The sequence below is a fragment of the Enterobacter quasimori genome, assembly GCF_018597345.1.
In the GTDB taxonomy this organism is placed as follows: Bacteria; Pseudomonadota; Gammaproteobacteria; order Enterobacterales; family Enterobacteriaceae; genus Enterobacter; species Enterobacter mori.
Genome location: NZ_JAHEVU010000001.1, coordinates 156933 through 176734 on the forward strand (window position 1 = coordinate 156933; position 19802 = coordinate 176734).

Genomic DNA, 19802 nt, shown 5'->3' on the forward strand with positions numbered 1-19802 from the left:
AGCCAGCAGGGTCGAAAGACGGTTTAGCGCTGGCAGATAAAAGCCAGCAGGCAAAAGTATGCCGCGTATGTTACGGATTCCGACGGCGAATACCAGCAAGTTTTAGAGCGGTGTTGGAATGATAAAGCGTAGTAGGTTTCCCGGGATGGCAACAGAGAGAGCGAGACCGATTCCTGTGATTATGGGAAAAAAGAGAGTGCTTTATAGCCGAACATGTACATTAAAAGCACCCGGTATTATCTGGTCAAAACCGCTGATTAAATAATAAACGCTTTAAACTTCTCTTTATTATCGACTAAGTAAGCCGGAAACTCAGGTTTTTTAAGATCCTGCTTGACCAATTTTCTGTCTCGACCCCAGATGTCCTCTGCGTTCGTAATCACTTTCATGATGTGTTCAGGGTTATTGAATTCTGGCGTATCGTGTTCAGTATGAGAGATCGTAGACATCTTCCTGGAGATGCGCTCAGGCGACATCACCCACGAGAAGTGCCAACCTGCATTTTTTACAATCTTGTTTCTATATTTGAATGTCAGTCTTGACAAAAACGCTTTATACATTTTAGTGGACTTAACGTTTCTAAAGTCAAACGCGTTTCCGCCAAAACGGTCTCTAAGATTACGTAACGTTGTCGCGCGCGGAAGTGTGCACAGGCGCGCAGAGCCATCTTTATTAAAGACTTGCAGGTTAAATTGATAGTTGAAGAAATTCATGTGGAAGGTCGTACATAATTTCCTGGGGTTAATTTGCTTAATGGCTTCAGGGGTGAAGATCTCATCGACATCGGAGATGATAATAATATCGTCGTCCTTCGCATCACGAAGCCCGCGCATCGTTGCGTTTCGGGTCGCTGCTTCGTTAGCCCAGGCATCATATTCCCCTTCGACGCCATTTTTCAGCTTAGGAAGTGAATCGTAAACAACGTAAATGATTTTATCTTTAAATTCAGGGAATTTTTCGATATTGAAATTGAGCGGCTTCGGAATTCCAGTAAATGAATGAGTTGATTCTACAATCACAAACTTATCAATGACTTTGTTTAACGTATTGAGGCGAAGTTCAAGCAGCATATCTTCATCGTAGTATAAAAAACAATCATAAATCATTTGGAATTCCTTTATCTTTTCGCCAGGTTGGAGCATTTATCCAGCATCTTTCACGTTCTTCTTTGCGTAATGCTACCTTAGAGGACTAAAAAACAAAACAGATGGAGATCGCTAGTCTCTCAGGATATCCGTATTTTACAAAAAATAATTAATGAAATCAATGATATGGTAAAGATGTCAGTGTTGGCAGAAATTGACACAGCGCTAACCTGATACATTCACGTTATCGCGTATAATGCGGCATCTGAATACGCTTAACGTTCCCGTGGTCACTGCTATGACGCTCAATCGTTTTTGTTATTTGCTCCTGTTTTCTGCTGCGACCGGCAGCCTTTTTACCTCGAATCCTCTTGTCATGTGGTTCGTGCTCATCAATATGTTAACGGTGGTGATATATGGCGCGGATAAAATGGCGGCGCAAAAGGGCTTGCGCAGAGTCCCGGAAATCACTTTGCTGGCGTTTGGGGTGACAGGGGGTTGGCCTGCCGCCATTCTGGGTCAGCAACTGTTTCGCCATAAAACGCAAAAGCAGCCCTTCAAAACCTACTTTATGCTCAGTGTGGTCGTGAGCATCGCAGCGATGGCGGCGGTATATCACTTCTCTGCGTTATGAGCGTCGGCTGGCGTAACAAACACTCATTTTACTGTATTCCTGCTACGCTTTTCTGTTGTACAAGGGAGCGCGATCATGAAGAACAAAGAAGAACAGACAGGATTGGTTGGGCTGGCGATAGGGGCCGCCGTTATTGGGCTGGTTTCCGCGCAGAAGCCTATCAACCGTGAAAGTATCGTTGATGAACTGGTCAGACTCGGCCGGCAGAAGGGCGATGGCGTTGAAGACGAGGTGTTCGTCAAAGCCGCTGAGCTGGTCAGAAAAGGTGTATAGCGATGTTTTGAGCCCGCAGAACGCTGCGGGCCCGTAGGATTAGAACTGGTAAACCAGACCTAATGCAACAACATCGTCAGTGCTGATGCCGTTATTTTTGTAGACGCTGTCGTCTTCGTCCAGCAGGTTGATTTTATAATCAACATAGGTGGACATGTTTTTGTTGAAATAGTAGGTGGCACCTACGTCAGCATATTTAACCAGGTCCTGATCGCCCTGACCGTTGCCCAGATCCTTCCCTTTGGACTGCAGGTAAGAAATCGCCGGACGCAGACCAAAGTCGAACTGATACTGAGCGGTGACTTCAAAGTTCTGAGTTTTGTTGGCTACGTTAATTTCTTTATCACCGTATGGTGTCATATTGCGGGTTTCGGAATACATTGCCGCCAGGTAGATATTGTTGGCATCGTATTTCAGGCCAGCAGTCCATGCATCCGCTTTATCGCCGCCCGCGGTCGTACGTGTCACCTGATCGTTGGTACGGTCAGAAGAGGCGTAAGCCGCGCCTGCACTGATGCCCATGCCGAAATCATAGGTGGTTGAGATACCGAAACCGTCGCCGTTCTCATGGCGCGTATCACGACCGTTGTTGGTCCCTTCCTGATTGTTATTGCCGGATTCGTTGTTGCCCTGATATTGCAGCGCAAAGTTCAGACCCTGCACCAGGCCGTAAAAGTCAGTATTACGGTAGGTTGCCACGCCGTTTGCACGGCCGGTCATAAAGTTATCGGCGTAGGTGTATGAGTCGCCACCGAATTCTGGCAGCATATCTGTCCAGCCTTCCACGTCGTACAGCACGCCATAGTTACGGCCATAATCGAATGAACCGTAATCACCCACTTTCACGCCCGCGAAGGCCAGACGCGTCCAGGACTGGTTATCAGACCCTTCGGTGTTATTAGCCTGAACGTTGTATTCCCACTGTGCGTAGCCGGTCATCAGGTTGTTGATTTGGGTTTCGCCTTTGAAGCCCAGACGCATATAGGTTTGGTCGCCATCTTTTGACGCATCGTCAGAGACGTAGTGGAGACCATCTACTTTTCCGTACAGGTCTAATTTGTTACCGTCTTTATTATAAATTTCTGCTGCATGTGCTGCGCCTGCCATTAACAGCGCAGGAATCATGAGGGCCAGTACTTTTCTTTGCATAGTGATATTCCTTTGCAATCATTTTTATTTAATTACCAGATGAACTTTCCACACTGGAAAGATGTCTCATGCTAAATCACTCCCAATGTGGAGTCGTAGTTATATTTGTTACGTTTTAAGTAAATTCTCAACTAAATAATACTGTTGAAATCTTGATAGATTTCATGAATGTATTAACCGGAAACATACAAAACTAAAATTATTAATTGCGTGGGAAAAAAGGTAAGATCGCCGTCGTTATATGCCTTTAAGATTTCTTCATCCATAATTGCTGTGAATATTATTTAGTTATCTAAATAGTTTTCTGAGATTATCTGGATTAGCCCGGTGTGAATACGCCGGGCTTTTTTTATGACAAAAAAATGCCCGGACGAGCCGGGCAGGTAGACTTATTCGCTGGTCGATTTATCTGCTTTCCCTGCCATCTGCGCCAGGAAGTCATAGCGTTTTTGCAGATCCGCGGCGGCATCTTTCCAGAGCTGTTCTGCTACTTCAGGCTGTTGCGCATTGAGGCGGCGGAAGCGCTGCTCCTGCATAAGCGTCTCGGCAAGGGCATCAGATGGAGGACGTGAATCCAGCGCCAGCGGCAGCTTGCCTTCATCCGCACGCCGTGGGTCGAACCGGTACAGCGGCCAGAAGCCGGTTGCCGTGAGCTGCCGCATCTGATCGTGGCTGAGAGCCAGGTCATAGCCGTGCTCCTCGCAAGGGCTGTAGGCAATGATCAGCGATGGGCCAGGGTAGGCTTCCGCTTCCTGAATCGCTTTCACGGTCTGATTAAGCTGCGCACCCAGTGAAATCTGCGCGACATAAACGTGGCCATACATCATCATGCTGACGCCGAGATCTTTACGCGCTTTGCGTTTACCGTGCTCACCAAATTTGGTGACGGCGCCTAACGGTGTCGCTTTAGACGCCTGACCGCCGGTGTTGGAATAACACTGCGTATCCAGCACCAGAATATTAACGTTTTCGGTCAGACTCAGAACATGATCAAGCCCGCCGAAGCCAATGTCGTAGGCCCAGCCGTCGCCGCCGATCAGCCAGATAGATTTCTCAACCAGCGCATCGGCATCCGTCAACAACTGCTCTGCACCCTCAACGCCCTGCAGCGCGTTGCGCAGTTCAGCGACCTGCTCGCGCCGCACGTCCGGCGCGGCTTCCGAGTGAAGTGCCTCATTCAGTTCCGCCGGGATTTTATCGCCAAACTGCGCCAGCAGACGCATCACGCGCGCGCGGTGCTGGTCGACGGTCAGACGGAAGCCAAGGCCAAACTCGGCGTTATCTTCAAACAGCGAGTTCGCCCATGCCGGGCCGCGACCGTTAGCGTCGGTGGTGTACGGCGTGGAAGGGAGGTTACCACCGTAAATAGACGAGCAGCCTGTGGCGTTAGCGATCAGCATTCGGTCGCCGTAAAGCTGCGTAAGCAGTTTGATATACGGTGTTTCTCCGCAGCCAGAGCAGGCACCCGAGTATTCGAACAGCGGAGTAATCAGCTGCGAGGTGCGAATATCAATACGTTCCAGCTTGCTGCGATCGATTTCCGGCAGGTTCAGGAAGAAGTCATAATTCACTTTCTCCTCTTCAACATGTTCCAGACGCGACATCATATTGATGGCTTTGATCTCTGGATTTTGACGATCTTTCGCCGGGCACACCTCGACACACAGGTTACAGCCGGTACAGTCTTCAGGGGCGACCTGCAGAACGTACTTCTGTCCGCGCATGTCGCGGGATTTCACATCCAGCGAGTGCAGGCTGGCCGGTGCGGTTTCCATCTCTTCAGGTGAAACCACCTTGGCTCGGATGGCCGAGTGCGGGCAGGCCGCCACGCAGTGGTTGCACTGCGTGCACAGCTCCTCTTTCCAGATCGGGATCGCTTCGGCGATATTGCGTTTTTCCCAACGGGTGGTGCCCATTGGCCAGGTGCCGTCCGGCGGCAGCGCCGAGACGGGCAGGGCGTCGCCCAAACCGGCCAGCATCGCCGCCGTTACGGTTTTCACGAAATCCGGCGCCGCGTCGGACACCACCGGAGGACGGTTCGGGCTGGCTGCGTTCACCTGCTGCAGCGGTACCTCAAACAGCGATTCGCGCGCCAGCGCCAGCGCCTGCCAGTTGCGCTCGACGAGCTCCTGGCCTTTACTGCTGTAGCTTTTGGCTATCGCACCCTGCAGCTCCCTCAGCGCACTGTCGCCCGGCAGGATGTTGGTCAGATGGAAGAATGCCATCTGCATCACGGTGTTGATACGCGCCGCCAGGCCACATTCGCGGGCAATTTTCGCAGCGTTAATCACAAAGAGTCGGGCCTTTTTCTGGTTCAGCACCGCCTGCACTTCCTGCGGCAGCCGCGCCCAGACTTCATCAACGCTGTACGGAGTGTTAATCAGGAAAATACCGCCAGGTTTCAGGCGCTCCGCCATCTGGTATTTGTCGATAAACTGAAGCTGATGGCAGCCGACAAAATCTGCCTGCGAAATGAGGTAAGCCGAGCGGATAGGGTGTTCGCTGACGCGCAGGTGGGAAACGGTCAGACCGCCCGCTTTTTTGGAGTCATAGACGAAATAGCCCTGGGCATACCACGGCGTCGAATTTCCGATGATCTTGATGTTGTTTTTGGTTGCTGAGACGCTTCCGTCGCTGCCCAGACCATAGAACAGCGCCTCAAGTTTAGCGGTCGAGGGCAGGGTATTTTCCGGCAACGACAGGGACAGGTTAGTCACATCATCATAAATGCCAACCGTAAAGCGCGGTTTTGGCTTCGCTGAATTCAGCTCGTTAAAGACGGCCAGCACGCAGTCCGGGCCGAACTCTTTAGATGACAAGCCATAGCGCCCGCCAATAACGCGCGGCAGCATTTCGCGTTCGCCGCTATTAAACGCTTCCGCCAGGGCCGTCATCACGTCCAGATAGAGCGGTTCCGCGTGCGCACCCGGTTCTTTGGTACGGTCAAGAACGGCAACGGATCGCACGCTTTCCGGAAGCGCTGAGAGCAAATGTTTAGCTGAGAATGGACGATAAAGCCGCACTTTCAGCACGCCGACCTTTTCGCCGCGCGCCAGCAGTTCATCCACCACTTCTTCACAGGTGCCGATGGCTGAGCCCATCAGCACGATCGTGCGTTCCGCCTGCGGATGGCCATAATATTCGAACGGTTTGTACGCCCGTCCTGTGGCGGTCGCGAACGCATTCATCGCCTGTTCAACATGGTCATAAACCGCGTCGTACCACGGGTTGGTCGCTTCGCGAGACTGGAAATAGGTATCCGGGTTTGCAGATGTTCCGCGAATCACAGGATGTTCCGGGTTGAGGGCGCGAGCGCGGTGCGCGTCGATCTCAGCCTGTGGCAGAAGAGTGAGGATCGTATCGTCAGCCAGCGGAACGATTTTGTTGATTTCGTGGGAAGTGCGGAACCCATCAAAGAAATGAATAAACGGCACGCGGCTTTTCAGCGTCGCGATATGCGAAATGAGCGCGAAGTCCTGTGCCTCCTGGACGCTGCTGGCGCACAGCATGGCGCAGCCCGTTTGACGGACCGCCATCACGTCTGAGTGATCGCCAAAGATGGAGAGGGCGTGAGTCGCGACCGTACGTGCGGCAACATGCAGCACAAATGGCGTCAACTGTCCGGCTAATTTGTATAACGTCGGGATCATCAGCAGCAATCCCTGAGAGGAGGTAAACGACGTGGACAAGGCGCCTGTCTGAAGCGCACCGTGCACCGCGGCAATCGCGCCCGCTTCGGACTGCATTTCAACCACGCGTGGGACATCCCCCCAGACGTTTTTTACCCCGTTTCCGGCCCAGGCATCCGCCTGTTCAGCCATCGTGGAACTTGGCGTAATCGGGTAGATGGCGATAACTTCGCTGGTACGGAACGCAACTGACGCGACTGCACCATTACCGTCAATAGTTTGCATAAGACGACACCCTTACATTGCGCAAAAAGAGGGGCCTGTATAACGGCAACAAGCCCTGATAATTATTCTTTTATTTTAGCAAAGCTCAGGTTTTGCGATTTTCGCTTTTGTGTCCTCGATATTCCCGGCATCAATGAGTAGATCAAACTTTTGCCGGAAAAATTGCGAGAAATTGTTTCCGGAGCGCATAAATACGCACATCCACTCTCGACGATGCGGCGCCGCGTGCCTATTATGCATAGGTTTGTCATTATTCGTGGGGGAGAGAACATGCGTTCAGCGTTTTGGGTAGGGTGTGCCGCGTTATTGTTGTCGGCATGTAGCAGTGAACCTGTTCAGCAGGCAACGGCGGCGCACGTCACGCCAGGTATGAGAGCCGCGATGTCAAGCTCCGGCCAGGCCAACTGCGCGATGATTGGGGGTTCGTTATCGGTTGCTCGCCAACTCGATGGGTCTGCGATTGGTATGTGCGCGTTGCCAAATGGCAAGCGCTGCAGTGAACAGTCGCTTGCCGTGGGATCTTGCGGTAACTACTGATTACTCAACGCGTTTAAACATCAGCGTTTTTTCGGCTGTCGCCAGCGTTAACTGGTCTTCAGTCAGGTCGACCTGTGCGCCCTTGCGCAGCATGTCGCCGATGGCCTGATCCAGTTCGTTAAGCTGTGGGTCAGTGCACAGTTTCCGGGTCATCGCCAGCGTTTTGACGGTGAGCGCGCCTTCGGACAATTTCCCCTGTCCGTTATAGCTGTTACACATCATGCCTGAGACAGTGATGTTTTTAATCAGGCTGATATCTGACAGTGCGCTAAAGCTTATTTCAGGCTGCGTTGCCGTTTTGGTGATGGCTTTACCATCGACGTTTTCCAGCACAAAACGGTGGTTTTGAAGCTGCTCCGGCTGAACGGACGCTTTACCCGGGTTAACGCAGCCCGCCAGGGCCAGGCTCAGAAAAGTTACTGCAACGAGCTTTTTCATTTTTCTTCTCTAAATATCAATGCTGTGAATCTATTCCAAGTGTAACCATACGCCCGCGCGAGTTAATGGGGTTTATCTGAAAGTGCGAGAAGAGGCCGGGCAACAGCGCGGTGCCCGGCACAAGGTGTTAGTGAGATTTAAATCCCGCCGCCGCCATCAGCATGCGGAAGAACATACTTACGGCGGTCAGCGCCAGGACGCTACCGCCCCAGATGATGGCCAGCCACAACAGTCGTTTCCAGACAGGTTGTTGCATCAATGATAACCCTCCCCATGCTGTACTTTTCCGCGAAATACGTAGTAGCTCCAGAAGGTGTAGACCAGAATGATGGGAATGATCAACAGTGCGCCCACTAACATAAAGCCCTGACTCTGCGGTGGTGCAGCGGCCTGCCATAAGGTAATAGACGGCGGGATGATGTGCGGCCAGATGCTGATCCCAAGACCGCTGAATCCGAGGAAAATCAACCCCAGCGTCAGCACAAACGGCAGATTATGGCTATCAGGATCCTTCAGGCTTCGCCACTGCCACAGGCTCAGGAACGCCACCAGCGCCGGGACAGGCAGCAGATAAAACAGATTCGGCAGCGTAAACCAGCGCGCGGCGATAGCCGGCTGCGCCAAAGGCGTCCAGATACTGATTGCCGCAATGAATGCCAGCAGGATGATTAACAACGTTTTTGAAACCTCACGCATCCGCTGCTGCAGGGCATTTTCGCTTTTCATCACCAGCCATGTTGAGCCTAACAGGGCATAGGCTATAACCAGACCTGCGCCACAGAACAGGTTAAAGGCAGTGAACCAGTCAAAGGGCCCGCCGCTGTACGCGCGTCCGGTAACGGAGAAACCGTTAATCACAGCGCCGACCGTCACGCCCTGGGTGAACGTCGCCAGTATCGAGCCGCCAATAAAGGCTTTATCCCAGAACGGACGGTGTGCCGGTGTGGCTTTGAAGCGAAACTCAAACGCCACGCCCCGGAAAATAAGTCCGATCAGCATTAATGTCAGCGGAATGGTCAGCGCGTCGATGATGACCGCGTATGCCAGCGGGAAGGCACCAAACAGGGCCGCGCCGCCAAGCACCAGCCAGGTTTCGTTCCCGTCCCACACCGGCGCAACGCTGTTGACCATCACATCGCGATCGTCGCCGTCCTGCGTCGCGGGGAACAGGATGCCAATTCCCAGATCAAATCCATCCATCACGATGTACATCAGCGTGGCGAATACGATGATCACAAACCAGATAAGGGAGAGATCGATTCCCATTATGGTTTCTCCTTACGTTCAGTGGTAACGGCAGACAGAGGGCGGGCAGGGCGACCATCAGATTCTGTCGCAAATGACTCATGAGGCTGAGGGCCTTTTTTGATCAGGCGTACCATATAGCTGTAACCGACGCCAAACACCGAGGTGTAAACCACGAAGAAGGCCAGCAGGCTGACGCTCATATGCAGATCGCCGTGTGCGGAAACCGCATCTTTCGTGCGCTGCAGTCCGTAGACCACCCACGGCTGGCGGCCCACTTCCGTCGTAACCCATCCGGCAAGGATGGCAATCAGTCCGGAGGGGCCCATCAGCAGGGCAAACCACAGGAAGGGACGAGAGGTATACAGCCGTTTTTTGTAGCGCAGCCAGACCGCAGCAACCCCCAGCAGCAACATCAACATGCCCAGGCCTGCCATAATGCGGAACGACCAGAAGACGATGGTGGCGTTAGGCCGGTCTTCTTTCGGAAACTCCTTGAGCGCGGGAACCTGTTTTTCCAGACTGTGGGTCAGTATGAGGCTACCCAGCGCCGGGATCTCCAGCCCAAAGCGGGTGCGCTCCTGCTCCATGTCCGGCCAGCCGAACAGCAGCAGCGGCGTCGGTTCACCCGGCGGGTTTTCCCAGTGGCCTTCAATGGCGGCAATTTTGGCGGGCTGGTACTTCAAGGTGTTCAGCCCGTGCATATCACCCACCATCGCCTGAATGGGGGCCACAATCAGGGTCATCCATAATGCCATGGAGAACATAGCGCGAATGGCAGGCGTCCTGTTACCGCGCAGCAGGTGCCAGGCGGCAGAAGCTCCCACAAACAGCGCGCTACTGAGGAAGGCGGCTATCGACATATGCAGCAGGCGGTACGGGAAGGAGGGGTTAAACACCACGGCGAACCAGTCCACCGGCACGACCTGGCCGTTGACGATCTCATAGCCCTGCGGGGTTTGCATCCAGCTGTTTGAAGAGAGGATCCAGAAGGTGGAGATAATGGTGCCCAGCGCCACCATACAGGTCGCAAAGAAGTGCAGTCCCGGCCCGACTTTGTTCCAGCCGAACAGCATCACGCCAAGGAACCCGGCCTCAAGGAAGAAGGCGGTGAGCACTTCATAGGTCAGTAGTGGGCCGGTGATGCTGCCTGCAAACTGTGAAAATCCACTCCAGTTAGTGCCAAACTGGTAGGCCATCACCAGCCCGGAGACCACGCCCATGCCAAAGTTAACGGCAAAAATCTTCGACCAGAAATGGTACAGCGAGCGCCAGACCGGATTTTTTGTTTTGAGCCACAGCCCTTCGAGTACAGCAAGATAGCTTGCCAGGCCGATGGTGATTGCCGGGAAAATAATGTGAAAGGATACGGTAAAGGCAAACTGTATCCGCGCAAGGTGAAAAGCATCTAAACCAAACATGCACAGCCTCAATGTCAAACGGTGTGCTGTTATGGTATAGGCGGGCAAAGTCGACTATCAGACGCAGAAAAGCAAAATTTATGCATAACAGTTTGCTAACTGTTGTCAATTAAGCCATCTGATATAGGTCAGAGTCTAAGAATAAGAAAATTCTTTTTATGAATTTTACGCATTAAACCGCTTGCCTTGTCGTCTGCGTCGTGCGTTAATGGTCTTCTGGTTTTGAGTCCAAATAAATATCTGACGTAGTTTTATAAAGCAGTTCTCATCACGTTGTGCCTCTCCGCAGCCTCTCTTGGGTCTTTATCTACATTCCGATTAGTTTTGTTTAAAACCATCATTGCCTGATCGGCTCATGAGTAATTTACGTTTTTACGTTTACAGGAGAATCCTATGACTTCTTATATCCATTTTCGCTGCCCATGCTGTCATGGCTCGCAGTACCGTACTTCAGTTTTTGATGTGTCTGAGAAAAATCCTCACGGCGCGAAATGCATTTTTTGCAAATCGTCGATGATTACCCTCGACCATCTGGCTGCAGCACGTTCCGCCCAGAGCCATATCACTGAGTACCGCAAGTAATTAACAACGCTTTTCATAACAGTTAGCAAAATCTTCTCTTTTTCTCCTGCTGATATACACTGTCGGCAATAAGGAGAATCTGATGAAAAAATACCAGCGTCTGGCGCAACAAATTATCTCGCAGATTGAGCTTGGCGTATGGCTGCCGGGCGATAAGCTGCCTTCGCTGCGAGAGCAGGTGGCGAGCAGCGGCATGAGTTTTATGACCGTTGGCCACGCGTATCAGATGCTGGAAAGCCAGGGGCGCATTGTCGCCAGACCGCAATCGGGCTATTACGTTGCCTCGCGCCCGACTGCGCAACAGCCTGCTCCTCCGGCTCAGGTGATGCGCGATGAAGTGGTCGACATCAATACCTATATCTTCGACGTGCTGCAGGCCAGCCGCGATCCCTCCGTCGTGCCGTTTGCTTCCGCATTTCCCGATCCGCGCCTCTTTCCGCTTCAGCAGCTTAACCGCTCGCTGGCGAACGTCAGTAAAACCGCCACCGCTATGAGCGTGATTGAAAACCTGCCGCCGGGTAACGTCGATCTCCGCCACGCCATTGCCCGCCGCTACGCGCAGCAGGGGATGAACATCTCGCCTGAAGAGATCGTCATTACCGCAGGCGCGCTTGAGGCGCTGAATCTTAGCCTGCAGGCCGTCACCGAACCCGGTGACTGGGTGATCGTTGAAAACCCCTGTTTTTATGGTGCTCTCCAGGCGCTTGAGCGCCTGAAGCTGAAGGCCCTGTCGATAGCGACCGACGTGCGCGAGGGGATCGACCTGAATGCCCTTGAACAGGCCCTGAATGATTATCCGGTAAAAGCCTGCTGGCTAATGACCAACAGTCAAAACCCGCTTGGCTTCACGCTGAGTGCGGAGAAAAAGGCGCAGCTGGTGGCGCTGCTAACGAAGCATAACGTCACCCTGATTGAGGACGATGTCTACAGCGAACTCTATTTTGGCCGTGAAAAACCGCTTCCAGCCAAGGCCTGGGACAGGCAGGATATGACGCTGCACTGCTCCTCATTTTCAAAATGTCTGGTGGCCGGTTTTCGCATCGGATGGGTGGCGGCGGGAAAACATGCGCGCCGCATTCAGCAGCTGCAGCTCATGAGCACCTTATCAACCAGCTCACCCATGCAGCTGGCGCTGGTGGATTATCTGGCGACCAAACGGTATGACGCCCATCTTCGCCGCCTGCGCCGCACGCTTGCCGAGCGCAAACAGCAGGGGTGGCAGTCGCTTTTGCGCCATATGCCCGCTGGCGTCAAAATCCATCACAACGACAGCGGCTATTTTTTATGGCTGGAGCTACCGGCGCAGCTGGATGCCGGGCTGCTGAGCGAGAAAGCGTTAGTCCACCACATCAGCATTGCGCCAGGAAAGATGTTTTCAACGTCAGACAGCTGGACGCCGTTTTTCCGGTTTAATACCTCCTGGGCGTGGGGAGAACGGGAAGAACAGGCTGTTATTCAGTTGGGAAAATTAATTAGCGAGATGCTGGAATAAATCGCGTAGTCGGCTTTTAAATAATCCTTCCTTATCTTTATGACGGCGCTGCGAATATCCCTCAGCGCCGCATCATAGGAAATCTGCATACTCACTTCCTCTGCTAACTCCTTGTCTATAATCCAGTTAACGGGGAATGCGCCCTCGGTCACACCTTGATGAAATTTCCTTTAGCTGAAAGGTGCGGCGCATTTGCGCGGTCTACGTTTAATTAAGGAGATATTTTTACGGCAAGGCTGCCGCTAAATTTCATTGCGACTGGAGTAAATCTAATGAGCAAAAATTTTGCCCGCAGCAGCCTGTATGCGCTTGGCATGACAATCATGACCGCGCAAGCCGCCGAACCGCCCAAGGCCATCGGTAACGGGGAAGGTCGACTGGATATTATTGCCTGGCCGGGATACATCGAACGCGGTCAGACGGATAAAAATTATGACTGGGTGACCCAGTTTGAAAAAGAGACCGGGTGTACCGTCAACGTCAAAACGGCGGCCACATCCGACGAGATGGTCAGCCTGATGGCGAAAGGGGGATATGACCTGGTCACGGCCTCCGGCGACGCTTCGCTGCGCCTGATCATGGGGAAACGCGTTCAGCCGATTAACCCTGATTTGATCCCCAACTGGAAAACCCTCGACGCACGGATTGTGAAAGGGGAATGGTTTAACGTCGACGGCAAAGTCTACGGCACGCCGTATCAGTGGGGGCCAAACCTGCTGATGTACAACACCAAAACCTTCCCGACGCCGCCGGACAGCTGGAGCGTGGTATTCACTAAACAGAATTTGCCTGACGGTAAAACCAACCAGGGACGCGTGCAGGCGTACGACGGCCCGATTTATATCGCCGATGCCGCGCTGTTCGTCAAAGCCACTCAACCGCTGCTGGGTATTAAAGACCCGTACCAGCTCACCGAAGAGCAGTACGCCGCCGTGCTCAAGGTGCTGCGCGATCAGCACGCGCTTATCCACCGCTACTGGCATGACACCACCGTTCAGATGAGCGACTTTAAAAATGAAGGCGTGGTGGCCTCCAGCGCCTGGCCATATCAGGCGAATGCCCTGAAGGCAGAGAACCAGCCCGTTGCCACCGTCTTCCCGAAAGAAGGGGTGACCGGCTGGGCGGACACCACCATGCTGCACGCGCAGGCAAAACACCCAATGTGCGCCTACAAATGGATGAACTGGTCGCTGACGCCAAAAGTGCAGGGCGATCTGGCGGCCTGGTTTGGCTCGCTGCCGGTGGTCGCGGAAGGCTGTAAAGCCAGCACGCTGCTCGGTGATAAAGGCTGCGAAACAAACGGTTATAACGAGTTCGAAAAAATCATGTTCTGGAAAACGCCGATCGCGGAAGGGGGGAAATATGTCCCTTACAGCCGCTGGACGCAGGATTACATTGCCATCATGGGCGGTCGTTGAACGTCCGGGAGCAGAACATGACGTACGCAGTAGAGTTTAATGAAGTTTCCCGTCTGTACGGCGACGTACGAGCGGTGGATGGGGTGACTATTGGCATTCGTGACGGGGAGTTTTTCTCCATGCTGGGGCCTTCGGGCTCCGGCAAAACGACCTGCCTGCGCCTGATTGCCGGTTTTGAACAGCTGAGCGGCGGCGCGATAAAAATCTTCGGTAAAGAAGCCAGCGAATTGCCTCCCTGGGAGCGCGACGTCAACACCGTATTTCAGGACTACGCGCTGTTTCCGCACATGTCGATCCTCGACAACGTAGCGTACGGGCTGATGGTTAAAGGTATCGACAAGAAAAAACGTTACGCGCTGGCCGGTCAGGCGCTGGAGAAGGTCGGCCTGAGCTTTGCCGTCGCGCGTAAGCCTTCACAGCTCTCCGGCGGCCAGCGTCAGCGCGTGGCGATTGCCCGCGCGCTGGTGAACGAACCCCGCGTGCTGCTGCTGGATGAACCGCTAGGCGCCCTCGATCTGAAACTGCGCGAGCAAATGCAGTTTGAGCTGAAAAAGCTTCAGCAGGAGCTTGGCATTACCTTTATTTTCGTCACCCACGACCAGGGAGAAGCCCTGTCTATGTCGGATCGGGTGGCCGTCTTCAACAACGGGCGTATCGAGCAGGTTGATACCCCGCGCGAACTGTACATGCGTCCTCGCACGCCGTTTGTCGCCAGCTTTGTTGGCACCTCTAACGTTTTTGATACCGCGCTGGCCCGTCAGGTCTGTGGAATGGAGGGGATGTATTCGCTGCGCCCGGAACATATTCGTCTCAATGAGGGCGGTGACGTTCAGGTGCAGGGCGTGGTACAGGCGGTACAGTATCAGGGTGCGGCCACGCGTTTTGAACTGCGTCTGGCAGACGGTGCGAAACTGCTGGTCAGCCAGGCGAATCTTACCGGAGGCGCGCTCCCGGCGGGGGTTGCGCCAGGGCAGCAGGTGCTGGCCTCGTGGTCACGAGAGGCCATGGTGTTGCTTCATGAGGAGAGGTGAAATGGACATGAGCGTTTCACCCACGCCCGCGCCGCGCGGTAGATTAAGCCATATAACCGCCTTGTTCTGGCGTAAACCGTCGCTCGGCCTGTTCTTGCTCCTTCTCGCGCCGCTGATGTGGTTTGGCATCGTCTATTTGGGCTCGCTTCTGACGCTGCTGTGGCAGGGTTTCTATACCTTCGACGACTTCACCATGTCGGTGACGCCCGATCTCACCTTTGCGAACATTCAGGCACTTTTCAACCCGGCGAACTACGACATCATCTTGCGCACGCTGGTGATGGCTCTTGCGGTCACCGTCGCCAGCGCGATCCTCGCGTTTCCAATGGCGTGGTATATGGCGCGTTATACCCGCGGTAAGTGGAAAGCCTTTTTCTACATCGCGGTGATGCTACCCATGTGGGCGAGTTACATCGTTAAGGCGTACGCCTGGACGCTGCTGCTGGCGAAAGATGGGGTGGCACAGTGGTTTCTCAGCCATTTGGGGCTTGAGCCGCTCCTGATTTCTCTGCTTACGCTTCCGGCGATTGGCGGAAACACGTTGTCGACGTCAGGGCTGGGGCGCTTTCTTGTCTTCGTCTATATCTGGCTGCCGTTTATGATCCTACCCGTGCAGGCGGCGCTGGAGAGGCTACCCGCTTCTCTGCTACAGGCGTCTGCCGATCTGGGCGCGCGTCCGCGCCAAACCTTCCGCTACGTGGTTCTGCCGCTGGCTATTCCGGGGATTGCGGCAGGATCAATATTTACCTTCTCGCTGACGCTCGGGGATTTTATCGTGCCGCAGCTGGTGGGGCCGCCGGGATATTACATCGGAAACATGGTCTACGCCCAGCAGGGGGCCATTGGGAATATGCCCATGGCTGCCGCATTCACGCTGGTTCCGATTGTGCTGATCTCGCTTTATCTGGCGTTCGTGAAACGCCTGGGAGCATTCGATGCACTCTGATCGCGCACCGTTGTTCCTGAAAGTGGCCGCGTGGGGCGGGGTCATCTTCCTCCACTTCCCGCTGCTGATTATCGCGATCTATGCGTTCAATACCGAGGACGCGGCATTCAGCTTCCCGCCGCAGGGGCTAACGCTCAAGTGGTTCAGCGTGGCGGCAGGGCGTGGAGATATTCTTGAATCAGTGACGTTGTCACTTAAAATCGCCAGCTTATCAACCGGCATTGCACTCGTGCTTGGCACGCTTGCTGCAGCGGCACTGTGGCGCAGCGAGTTCTTTGGTAAAAATGCGATCTCTCTGCTGCTGCTGTTGCCGATTGCCCTGCCGGGGATTATCACCGGCCTGGCGCTGCTGACGGCATTTAAAACCATCAACCTCGAGCCGGGATTTTTCACCATCGTTGTAGGACACGCCACCTTCTGCGTGGTAGTGGTTTTCAACAACGTGATTGCCCGGTTCCGGCGCACGTCCTGGAGCCTGGTGGAAGCGTCGATGGATTTAGGCGCAGACGGCTGGCAAACCTTTCGCTATGTGGTGCTGCCTAACCTTGGCTCGGCGCTGCTGGCCGGAGGGATGCTGGCGTTTGCGCTGTCGTTTGACGAAATTATCGTAACGACATTTACGGCGGGACACGAGCGCACGTTACCGCTGTGGTTGCTCAACCAGCTCGGTCGTCCGCGGGACGTACCGGTCACCAACGTTGTTGCACTGCTGGTGATGCTGGTCACAACCATCCCCATTCTGGGAGCCTGGTGGCTAACCCGTGACGGCGAAAACGGTGCCGAAAGCGGGAAATAACATTGATTTCAACAGGACAACGCTATGCAAAAACTACTGCTGATTAATGGTGAACTGGTGTCCGGTGAAGGGGAAACGCAGCCGATCTATAACCCTGCCACCGGCGACGTGCTGCTGGACATTGCTGAAGCGTCAGCGGCGCAGGTCGATGCGGCCGTTCAGGCTGCGGATCGCGCGTTCGGGGAGTGGGGGCAAACGACGCCTAAAACCCGCGCCGAGTGTTTGCTGAAGCTGGCTGATGCCATTGAAGCGCATGCTGAAGAGTTCGCCCGGCTCGAATCCCTTAACTGCGGAAAGCCTCTGCACTGCGCGCTGGGGGACGAAATCCCGGCGGTGGTCGACGTGTTTCGCTTCTTTGCGGGCGCGGCGCGCTGCCTGAATGGACTGGCCGCCGGAGAGTACCTTGAAGGGCATACGTCGATGATCCGCCGCGATCCGGTCGGCGTCGTCGCGTCCATTGCGCCGTGGAACTACCCGCTGATGATGGCTGCCTGGAAGCTGGCCCCCGCGCTGGCGGCAGGCAACTGCGTGGTAATAAAACCTTCTGAAATCACCCCGTTGACGGCCTTAAAGCTGGCCGAGCTTGCCAGAGACATCTTCCCGGCAGGCGTACTTAACGTTCTCTTTGGCCGCGGTAAAACCGTCGGCGACCCGCTCACCGGGCATGAAAAAGTCCGCATGGTCTCACTCACCGGGTCGATTGCCACGGGCGAGCACATTATCAGCCACACGGCTCCTTCAATTAAGCGCACGCATATGGAGCTGGGCGGCAAAGCGCCGGTGATTGTTTTTGACGATGCCGATCTGGATGCCGTGGTGGAAGGCGTGCGCACGTTCGGTTTTTACAACGCCGGACAAGACTGCACCGCCGCCTGCCGTATCTATGCCCAGAAGGGCATTTACGCCGCGCTGGTAGAGAAGCTGGGGGCCGCCGTTGCCAGCCTAAAAATGGGGGCGCCGGAGGACGAGTCGACAGAACTTGGCCCACTCAGTTCTGCCGCACACCTGTCACGCGTGTGCAACGCGGTTGACGAGGCAAAAGCGCTGAGCCATATCCGCGTGGTGACCGGCGGGAGTAAACGCGAGGGGGCGGGATACTACTTCCAGCCAACCCTGCTGGCCGGGGCGAAGCAAGAAGATGCAATTGTTCAACGCGAGGTGTTTGGTCCGGTGGTCAGCGTGACGCAATTTGACGACGAAGCGCAGGTACTTGGCTGGGCCAACGATTCGCAATATGGCCTGGCGTCGTCGGTCTGGACCAAAGACGTGGGCCGTGCCCATCGCCTGAGTGCGCGCCTGCAGTACGGCTGCACCTGGGTGAATACCCATTTTATGCTGGTGAGCGAAATGCCGCACGGCGGCATGAAATTATCCGGCTACGGCAAAGATATGTCGGTCTACGGGCTTGAGGATTATACGGTTGTCCGGCATGTGATGATAAAACACTAAAAACCATGCCCGGCGGCCAGTATCGCCGGGCGTTTTATTTACCAGCCACATACCTCGTGCTCATTTTCCGTATCGTAAGCGCGGACGGTATTCACCAAATCTTTCACCACGTCTGCGGCGACGTCGGGGATGAGCAACTCCATTGGTGCGTCAGTTTCATAATCCACCGAGACGCCGTTGCTGTTGTTGGTCACGGTCACGGTGTACGTTGCTTTACTCACGACATTACTCCTTATGTGTATTAACAACTTTCCCGATACCTGCGCCCTGAAGCGTAACGTCAGGATCGGCAAAAAAGTCGATATTGAAATAGGTATCGTCGGTCAACAACTCAATGCGATGCCATTTTTCCGGCGGTGAGATGCCAAACGATCCCGCCTCGATCACCTGTTCCACATCCGGTTCTGTTGCATCTGCATCGGGGAAGCCAAAATAGCGCACCGCGCCCTGCATCACGGACAAACGGCCGTAGACGCTGGCTTTAGTATTATGATGATTGAAAAGGGCTTTTGGTGCTGAGTCTTTATCCCAGAATGGCGTGGAGCGGGTATGCACAAAATTCTCAGGAATACGTAGCATAGTGATTTCCTCTTAAGTGAAAGCCACTTAAAGCGACCTCAGTACCTCGGGTTCGACGAAAAAGTCGATGTTGAACAGCGTGTCATCGGACATGACTTCGATGTGATGCCATTTCTCCGGCGGAAAAACACCGAAGTGCCCGGCCTTGATAATCAATGTACTGTCTGGCTCGGGCGTCAGTTCATCGGCGTAGCCTAAGTAGCGTACGGCGCCTTGCATAACGGAAAGGCGCGGATAAACGCCCGGACGGGTACCCGTGTCGAGATGACGCTGAAAGATCCCGGCAGGGGCGGTGTCTCGATTCCAGAAAGGGGTGGAACGGGTATGAATACAACTCTGCGGAATGCGTAGCATTTGGCCTCCCATGAATGTCTGCCTTTATTAGACGCCTTTCAAAAATAAAGAATTTGTCAAAAAGTGCATTTAATATACTTGTTATAGATAAGGAGTATTGCCTGCTCTCCCTGTTTGTTACGCAAGATACTCAATTGTTATTATCCATAAATTTTAAGTGGTTATTCTGTAACGAAAAAACTTGATCTGTATCAACATATGACGCATATTGCGTGCGGTTATTTTTTCGGCTCTGGTATACAGAATGACGTTGTATCAAAAGATGTTGGTTTTTTACGCAATCATGGCTTCTATCTGCGCATTAATTACCTGGTTCCTCTCCAAAGACCGCAAACGTATCCGCCTGCTCAGTGCTTTTCTGGTGGGCTCGACGTGGCCAATGAGCTTTCCCGTTGCGCTGCTGATCTCGCTTTTCTGAAGCACGCTTCCATTTTTAAACGATGAATATGGCATTCAGGA

Annotated in this window: 21 protein-coding genes and 1 pseudogene; 11 read left to right on the top strand and 11 right to left on the bottom strand. The window is 53.8% G+C overall.

Annotated elements, in window-relative coordinates; genetic code table 11:
• Positions 1-13: 13 nt before the first annotated feature.
• Positions 14-115: pseudogene (locus tag KK102_RS00725) on the bottom strand (site-specific integrase); the annotation flags it as partial.
• A 142-nt stretch (positions 116-257) separates the two neighbouring features.
• Positions 258-1106, bottom strand: a complete 849-nt coding sequence (locus KK102_RS00730) for a glycosyltransferase family 17 protein (RefSeq protein ID WP_126546460.1) — start codon at positions 1104-1106, stop codon at positions 258-260.
• 277 nt (positions 1107-1383) lie between these two features.
• On the opposite strand from KK102_RS00730, the gene KK102_RS00735 reads away from it, so the two are divergent.
• The gene (locus KK102_RS00735) at positions 1384-1719 is read left to right on the top strand and encodes a DUF1294 domain-containing protein (RefSeq protein ID WP_126546454.1); all 336 of its coding nucleotides are present in this window, start codon (positions 1384-1386) and stop codon (positions 1717-1719) included.
• Positions 1720-1794: 75 nt separating this feature from the next.
• Entirely contained in the window at positions 1795-1992 is a 198-nt protein-coding gene (locus tag KK102_RS00740; RefSeq protein WP_126546453.1) for a hypothetical protein, read from the top strand.
• Between the two features lie 39 nt (positions 1993-2031).
• Here KK102_RS00740 and ompC read toward each other — a convergent pair whose 3' ends face one another.
• Positions 2032-3141 carry a porin OmpC gene (gene ompC / locus KK102_RS00745; protein ID WP_216356698.1) on the bottom strand — a complete coding sequence of 370 codons (1110 nt, stop codon included), beginning with the start codon at positions 3139-3141 and terminating at the stop codon, positions 2032-2034.
• 389 nt (positions 3142-3530) lie between these two features.
• Positions 3531-7055 (bottom strand): pyruvate:ferredoxin (flavodoxin) oxidoreductase, encoded by a 3525-nt coding sequence (nifJ, locus tag KK102_RS00750; protein WP_216356699.1) that lies wholly within the window; start codon positions 7053-7055, stop codon positions 3531-3533.
• 270 nt (positions 7056-7325) lie between these two features.
• Between nifJ and KK102_RS00755 the strand changes: the two genes are divergently transcribed.
• Positions 7326-7592 (top strand): putative hemolysin, encoded by a 267-nt coding sequence (locus KK102_RS00755; protein ID WP_010431552.1) that lies wholly within the window; start codon positions 7326-7328, stop codon positions 7590-7592.
• Here the strand turns inward: KK102_RS00755 and hslJ are convergent, their stop codons facing one another.
• The 4 genes from hslJ to KK102_RS00775 form a co-directional block, all read right to left on the bottom strand.
• Positions 7593-8030 (bottom strand): heat shock protein HslJ, encoded by a 438-nt coding sequence (gene hslJ / locus KK102_RS00760; RefSeq protein ID WP_126546450.1) that lies wholly within the window; start codon positions 8028-8030, stop codon positions 7593-7595.
• 127 nt (positions 8031-8157) lie between these two features.
• Complete coding sequence (locus tag KK102_RS00765) at positions 8158-8286, bottom strand: DUF2474 domain-containing protein (RefSeq protein WP_126546449.1); 129 nt, start codon at positions 8284-8286, stop codon at positions 8158-8160.
• Positions 8286-9296 carry a cytochrome d ubiquinol oxidase subunit II gene (gene cydB / locus KK102_RS00770; protein ID WP_216356700.1) on the bottom strand — a complete coding sequence of 337 codons (1011 nt, stop codon included), beginning with the start codon at positions 9294-9296 and terminating at the stop codon, positions 8286-8288. Before cydB ends, KK102_RS00765 begins: the two co-directional genes overlap by 1 nt.
• Positions 9296-10696, bottom strand: coding sequence for a cytochrome ubiquinol oxidase subunit I (locus KK102_RS00775; RefSeq protein ID WP_126546447.1), 1401 nt, complete (start codon positions 10694-10696; stop codon positions 9296-9298). The genes cydB and KK102_RS00775 overlap by 1 nt, the downstream gene beginning before the upstream one ends.
• A 393-nt stretch (positions 10697-11089) precedes the next feature.
• Between KK102_RS00775 and ymcF the strand changes: the two genes are divergently transcribed.
• The 7 genes from ymcF (at position 11090) to patD (ending at position 18410) form a co-directional block, all read left to right on the top strand.
• A complete protein-coding gene (gene ymcF / locus KK102_RS00780; RefSeq protein ID WP_126546446.1) occupies positions 11090-11278 on the top strand; it encodes a cold shock small protein YmcF in 189 nt (62 codons plus the stop codon).
• Between the two features lie 82 nt (positions 11279-11360).
• Positions 11361-12770, top strand: coding sequence for an aminotransferase-like domain-containing protein (locus KK102_RS00785; protein WP_120158244.1), 1410 nt, complete (start codon positions 11361-11363; stop codon positions 12768-12770).
• A gap of 272 nt (positions 12771-13042) precedes the next feature.
• On the top strand, positions 13043-14188 hold the full coding sequence (ydcS, locus tag KK102_RS00790; protein ID WP_126546445.1) for a putative ABC transporter substrate-binding protein YdcS: 1146 nt from the start codon (positions 13043-13045) through the stop codon (positions 14186-14188).
• A 17-nt stretch (positions 14189-14205) separates the two neighbouring features.
• Positions 14206-15219: an ABC transporter ATP-binding protein gene (locus tag KK102_RS00795; protein ID WP_216356701.1), complete on the top strand. Its 1014-nt coding sequence runs from the start codon at positions 14206-14208 to the stop codon at positions 15217-15219.
• Positions 15220-15226: 7 nt separating this feature from the next.
• On the top strand, positions 15227-16165 hold the full coding sequence (locus KK102_RS00800; protein ID WP_420842086.1) for an ABC transporter permease: 939 nt from the start codon (positions 15227-15229) through the stop codon (positions 16163-16165).
• The gene (locus tag KK102_RS00805) at positions 16155-16961 is read left to right on the top strand and encodes an ABC transporter permease (protein ID WP_042716209.1); all 807 of its coding nucleotides are present in this window, start codon (positions 16155-16157) and stop codon (positions 16959-16961) included. The genes KK102_RS00800 and KK102_RS00805 overlap by 11 nt, the downstream gene beginning before the upstream one ends.
• A gap of 24 nt (positions 16962-16985) precedes the next feature.
• Positions 16986-18410, top strand: a complete 1425-nt coding sequence (gene patD / locus KK102_RS00810) for an aminobutyraldehyde dehydrogenase (protein ID WP_216356703.1) — start codon at positions 16986-16988, stop codon at positions 18408-18410.
• Between the two features lie 38 nt (positions 18411-18448).
• Here the strand turns inward: patD and KK102_RS00815 are convergent, their stop codons facing one another.
• From KK102_RS00815 to KK102_RS00825, 3 genes are read right to left on the bottom strand one after another with little or no spacing between them, the layout of a single operon-like run.
• Positions 18449-18631 carry a DUF1869 domain-containing protein gene (locus KK102_RS00815; protein WP_010431529.1) on the bottom strand — a complete coding sequence of 61 codons (183 nt, stop codon included), beginning with the start codon at positions 18629-18631 and terminating at the stop codon, positions 18449-18451.
• A 4-nt stretch (positions 18632-18635) separates the two neighbouring features.
• Positions 18636-18989, bottom strand: coding sequence for a TehB family protein (locus KK102_RS00820; RefSeq protein WP_216356704.1), 354 nt, complete (start codon positions 18987-18989; stop codon positions 18636-18638).
• Between the two features lie 27 nt (positions 18990-19016).
• Entirely contained in the window at positions 19017-19343 is a 327-nt protein-coding gene (locus KK102_RS00825) for a TehB family protein (protein WP_108417515.1), read from the bottom strand.
• 244 nt (positions 19344-19587) lie between these two features.
• Between KK102_RS00825 and KK102_RS00830 the strand changes: the two genes are divergently transcribed.
• Complete coding sequence (locus KK102_RS00830) at positions 19588-19761, top strand: GhoT/OrtT family toxin (RefSeq protein WP_003856960.1); 174 nt, start codon at positions 19588-19590, stop codon at positions 19759-19761.
• Positions 19762-19802: the final 41 nt, after the last annotated feature.

What these genes read in the sequence shown, in the direction of transcription:
- KK102_RS00735 (WP_126546454.1), top strand. Translation starts at nt 1,384, where the DNA reads ATGACGCTCAATCGTTTTTGTTATTTGCTCCTGTTTTCTGCTGCGACC.
- KK102_RS00730 (WP_126546460.1), bottom strand. Translation starts at nt 1,106, where the DNA reads ATGATTTATGATTGTTTTTTATACTACGATGAAGATATGCTGCTTGAA.
- ymcF (WP_126546446.1), top strand. Translation starts at nt 11,090, where the DNA reads ATGACTTCTTATATCCATTTTCGCTGCCCATGCTGTCATGGCTCGCAG.
- KK102_RS00805 (WP_042716209.1), top strand. Translation starts at nt 16,155, where the DNA reads ATGCACTCTGATCGCGCACCGTTGTTCCTGAAAGTGGCCGCGTGGGGC.
- patD (WP_216356703.1), top strand. Translation starts at nt 16,986, where the DNA reads ATGCAAAAACTACTGCTGATTAATGGTGAACTGGTGTCCGGTGAAGGG.
- ydcS (WP_126546445.1), top strand. Translation starts at nt 13,043, where the DNA reads ATGAGCAAAAATTTTGCCCGCAGCAGCCTGTATGCGCTTGGCATGACA.
- KK102_RS00775 (WP_126546447.1), bottom strand. Translation starts at nt 10,696, where the DNA reads ATGTTTGGTTTAGATGCTTTTCACCTTGCGCGGATACAGTTTGCCTTT.
- hslJ (WP_126546450.1), bottom strand. Translation starts at nt 8,030, where the DNA reads ATGAAAAAGCTCGTTGCAGTAACTTTTCTGAGCCTGGCCCTGGCGGGC.
- nifJ (WP_216356699.1), bottom strand. Translation starts at nt 7,055, where the DNA reads ATGCAAACTATTGACGGTAATGGTGCAGTCGCGTCAGTTGCGTTCCGT.
- KK102_RS00800 (WP_420842086.1), top strand. Translation starts at nt 15,227, where the DNA reads ATGAGCGTTTCACCCACGCCCGCGCCGCGCGGTAGATTAAGCCATATA.
- cydB (WP_216356700.1), bottom strand. Translation starts at nt 9,296, where the DNA reads ATGGGAATCGATCTCTCCCTTATCTGGTTTGTGATCATCGTATTCGCC.
- KK102_RS00820 (WP_216356704.1), bottom strand. Translation starts at nt 18,989, where the DNA reads ATGCTACGTATTCCTGAGAATTTTGTGCATACCCGCTCCACGCCATTC.
- KK102_RS00830 (WP_003856960.1), top strand. Translation starts at nt 19,588, where the DNA reads ATGACGTTGTATCAAAAGATGTTGGTTTTTTACGCAATCATGGCTTCT.
- KK102_RS00740 (WP_126546453.1), top strand. Translation starts at nt 1,795, where the DNA reads ATGAAGAACAAAGAAGAACAGACAGGATTGGTTGGGCTGGCGATAGGG.
- ompC (WP_216356698.1), bottom strand. Translation starts at nt 3,141, where the DNA reads ATGCAAAGAAAAGTACTGGCCCTCATGATTCCTGCGCTGTTAATGGCA.
- KK102_RS00825 (WP_108417515.1), bottom strand. Translation starts at nt 19,343, where the DNA reads ATGCTACGCATTCCGCAGAGTTGTATTCATACCCGTTCCACCCCTTTC.
- KK102_RS00785 (WP_120158244.1), top strand. Translation starts at nt 11,361, where the DNA reads ATGAAAAAATACCAGCGTCTGGCGCAACAAATTATCTCGCAGATTGAG.
- KK102_RS00755 (WP_010431552.1), top strand. Translation starts at nt 7,326, where the DNA reads ATGCGTTCAGCGTTTTGGGTAGGGTGTGCCGCGTTATTGTTGTCGGCA.
- KK102_RS00795 (WP_216356701.1), top strand. Translation starts at nt 14,206, where the DNA reads ATGACGTACGCAGTAGAGTTTAATGAAGTTTCCCGTCTGTACGGCGAC.
- KK102_RS00765 (WP_126546449.1), bottom strand. Translation starts at nt 8,286, where the DNA reads ATGCAACAACCTGTCTGGAAACGACTGTTGTGGCTGGCCATCATCTGG.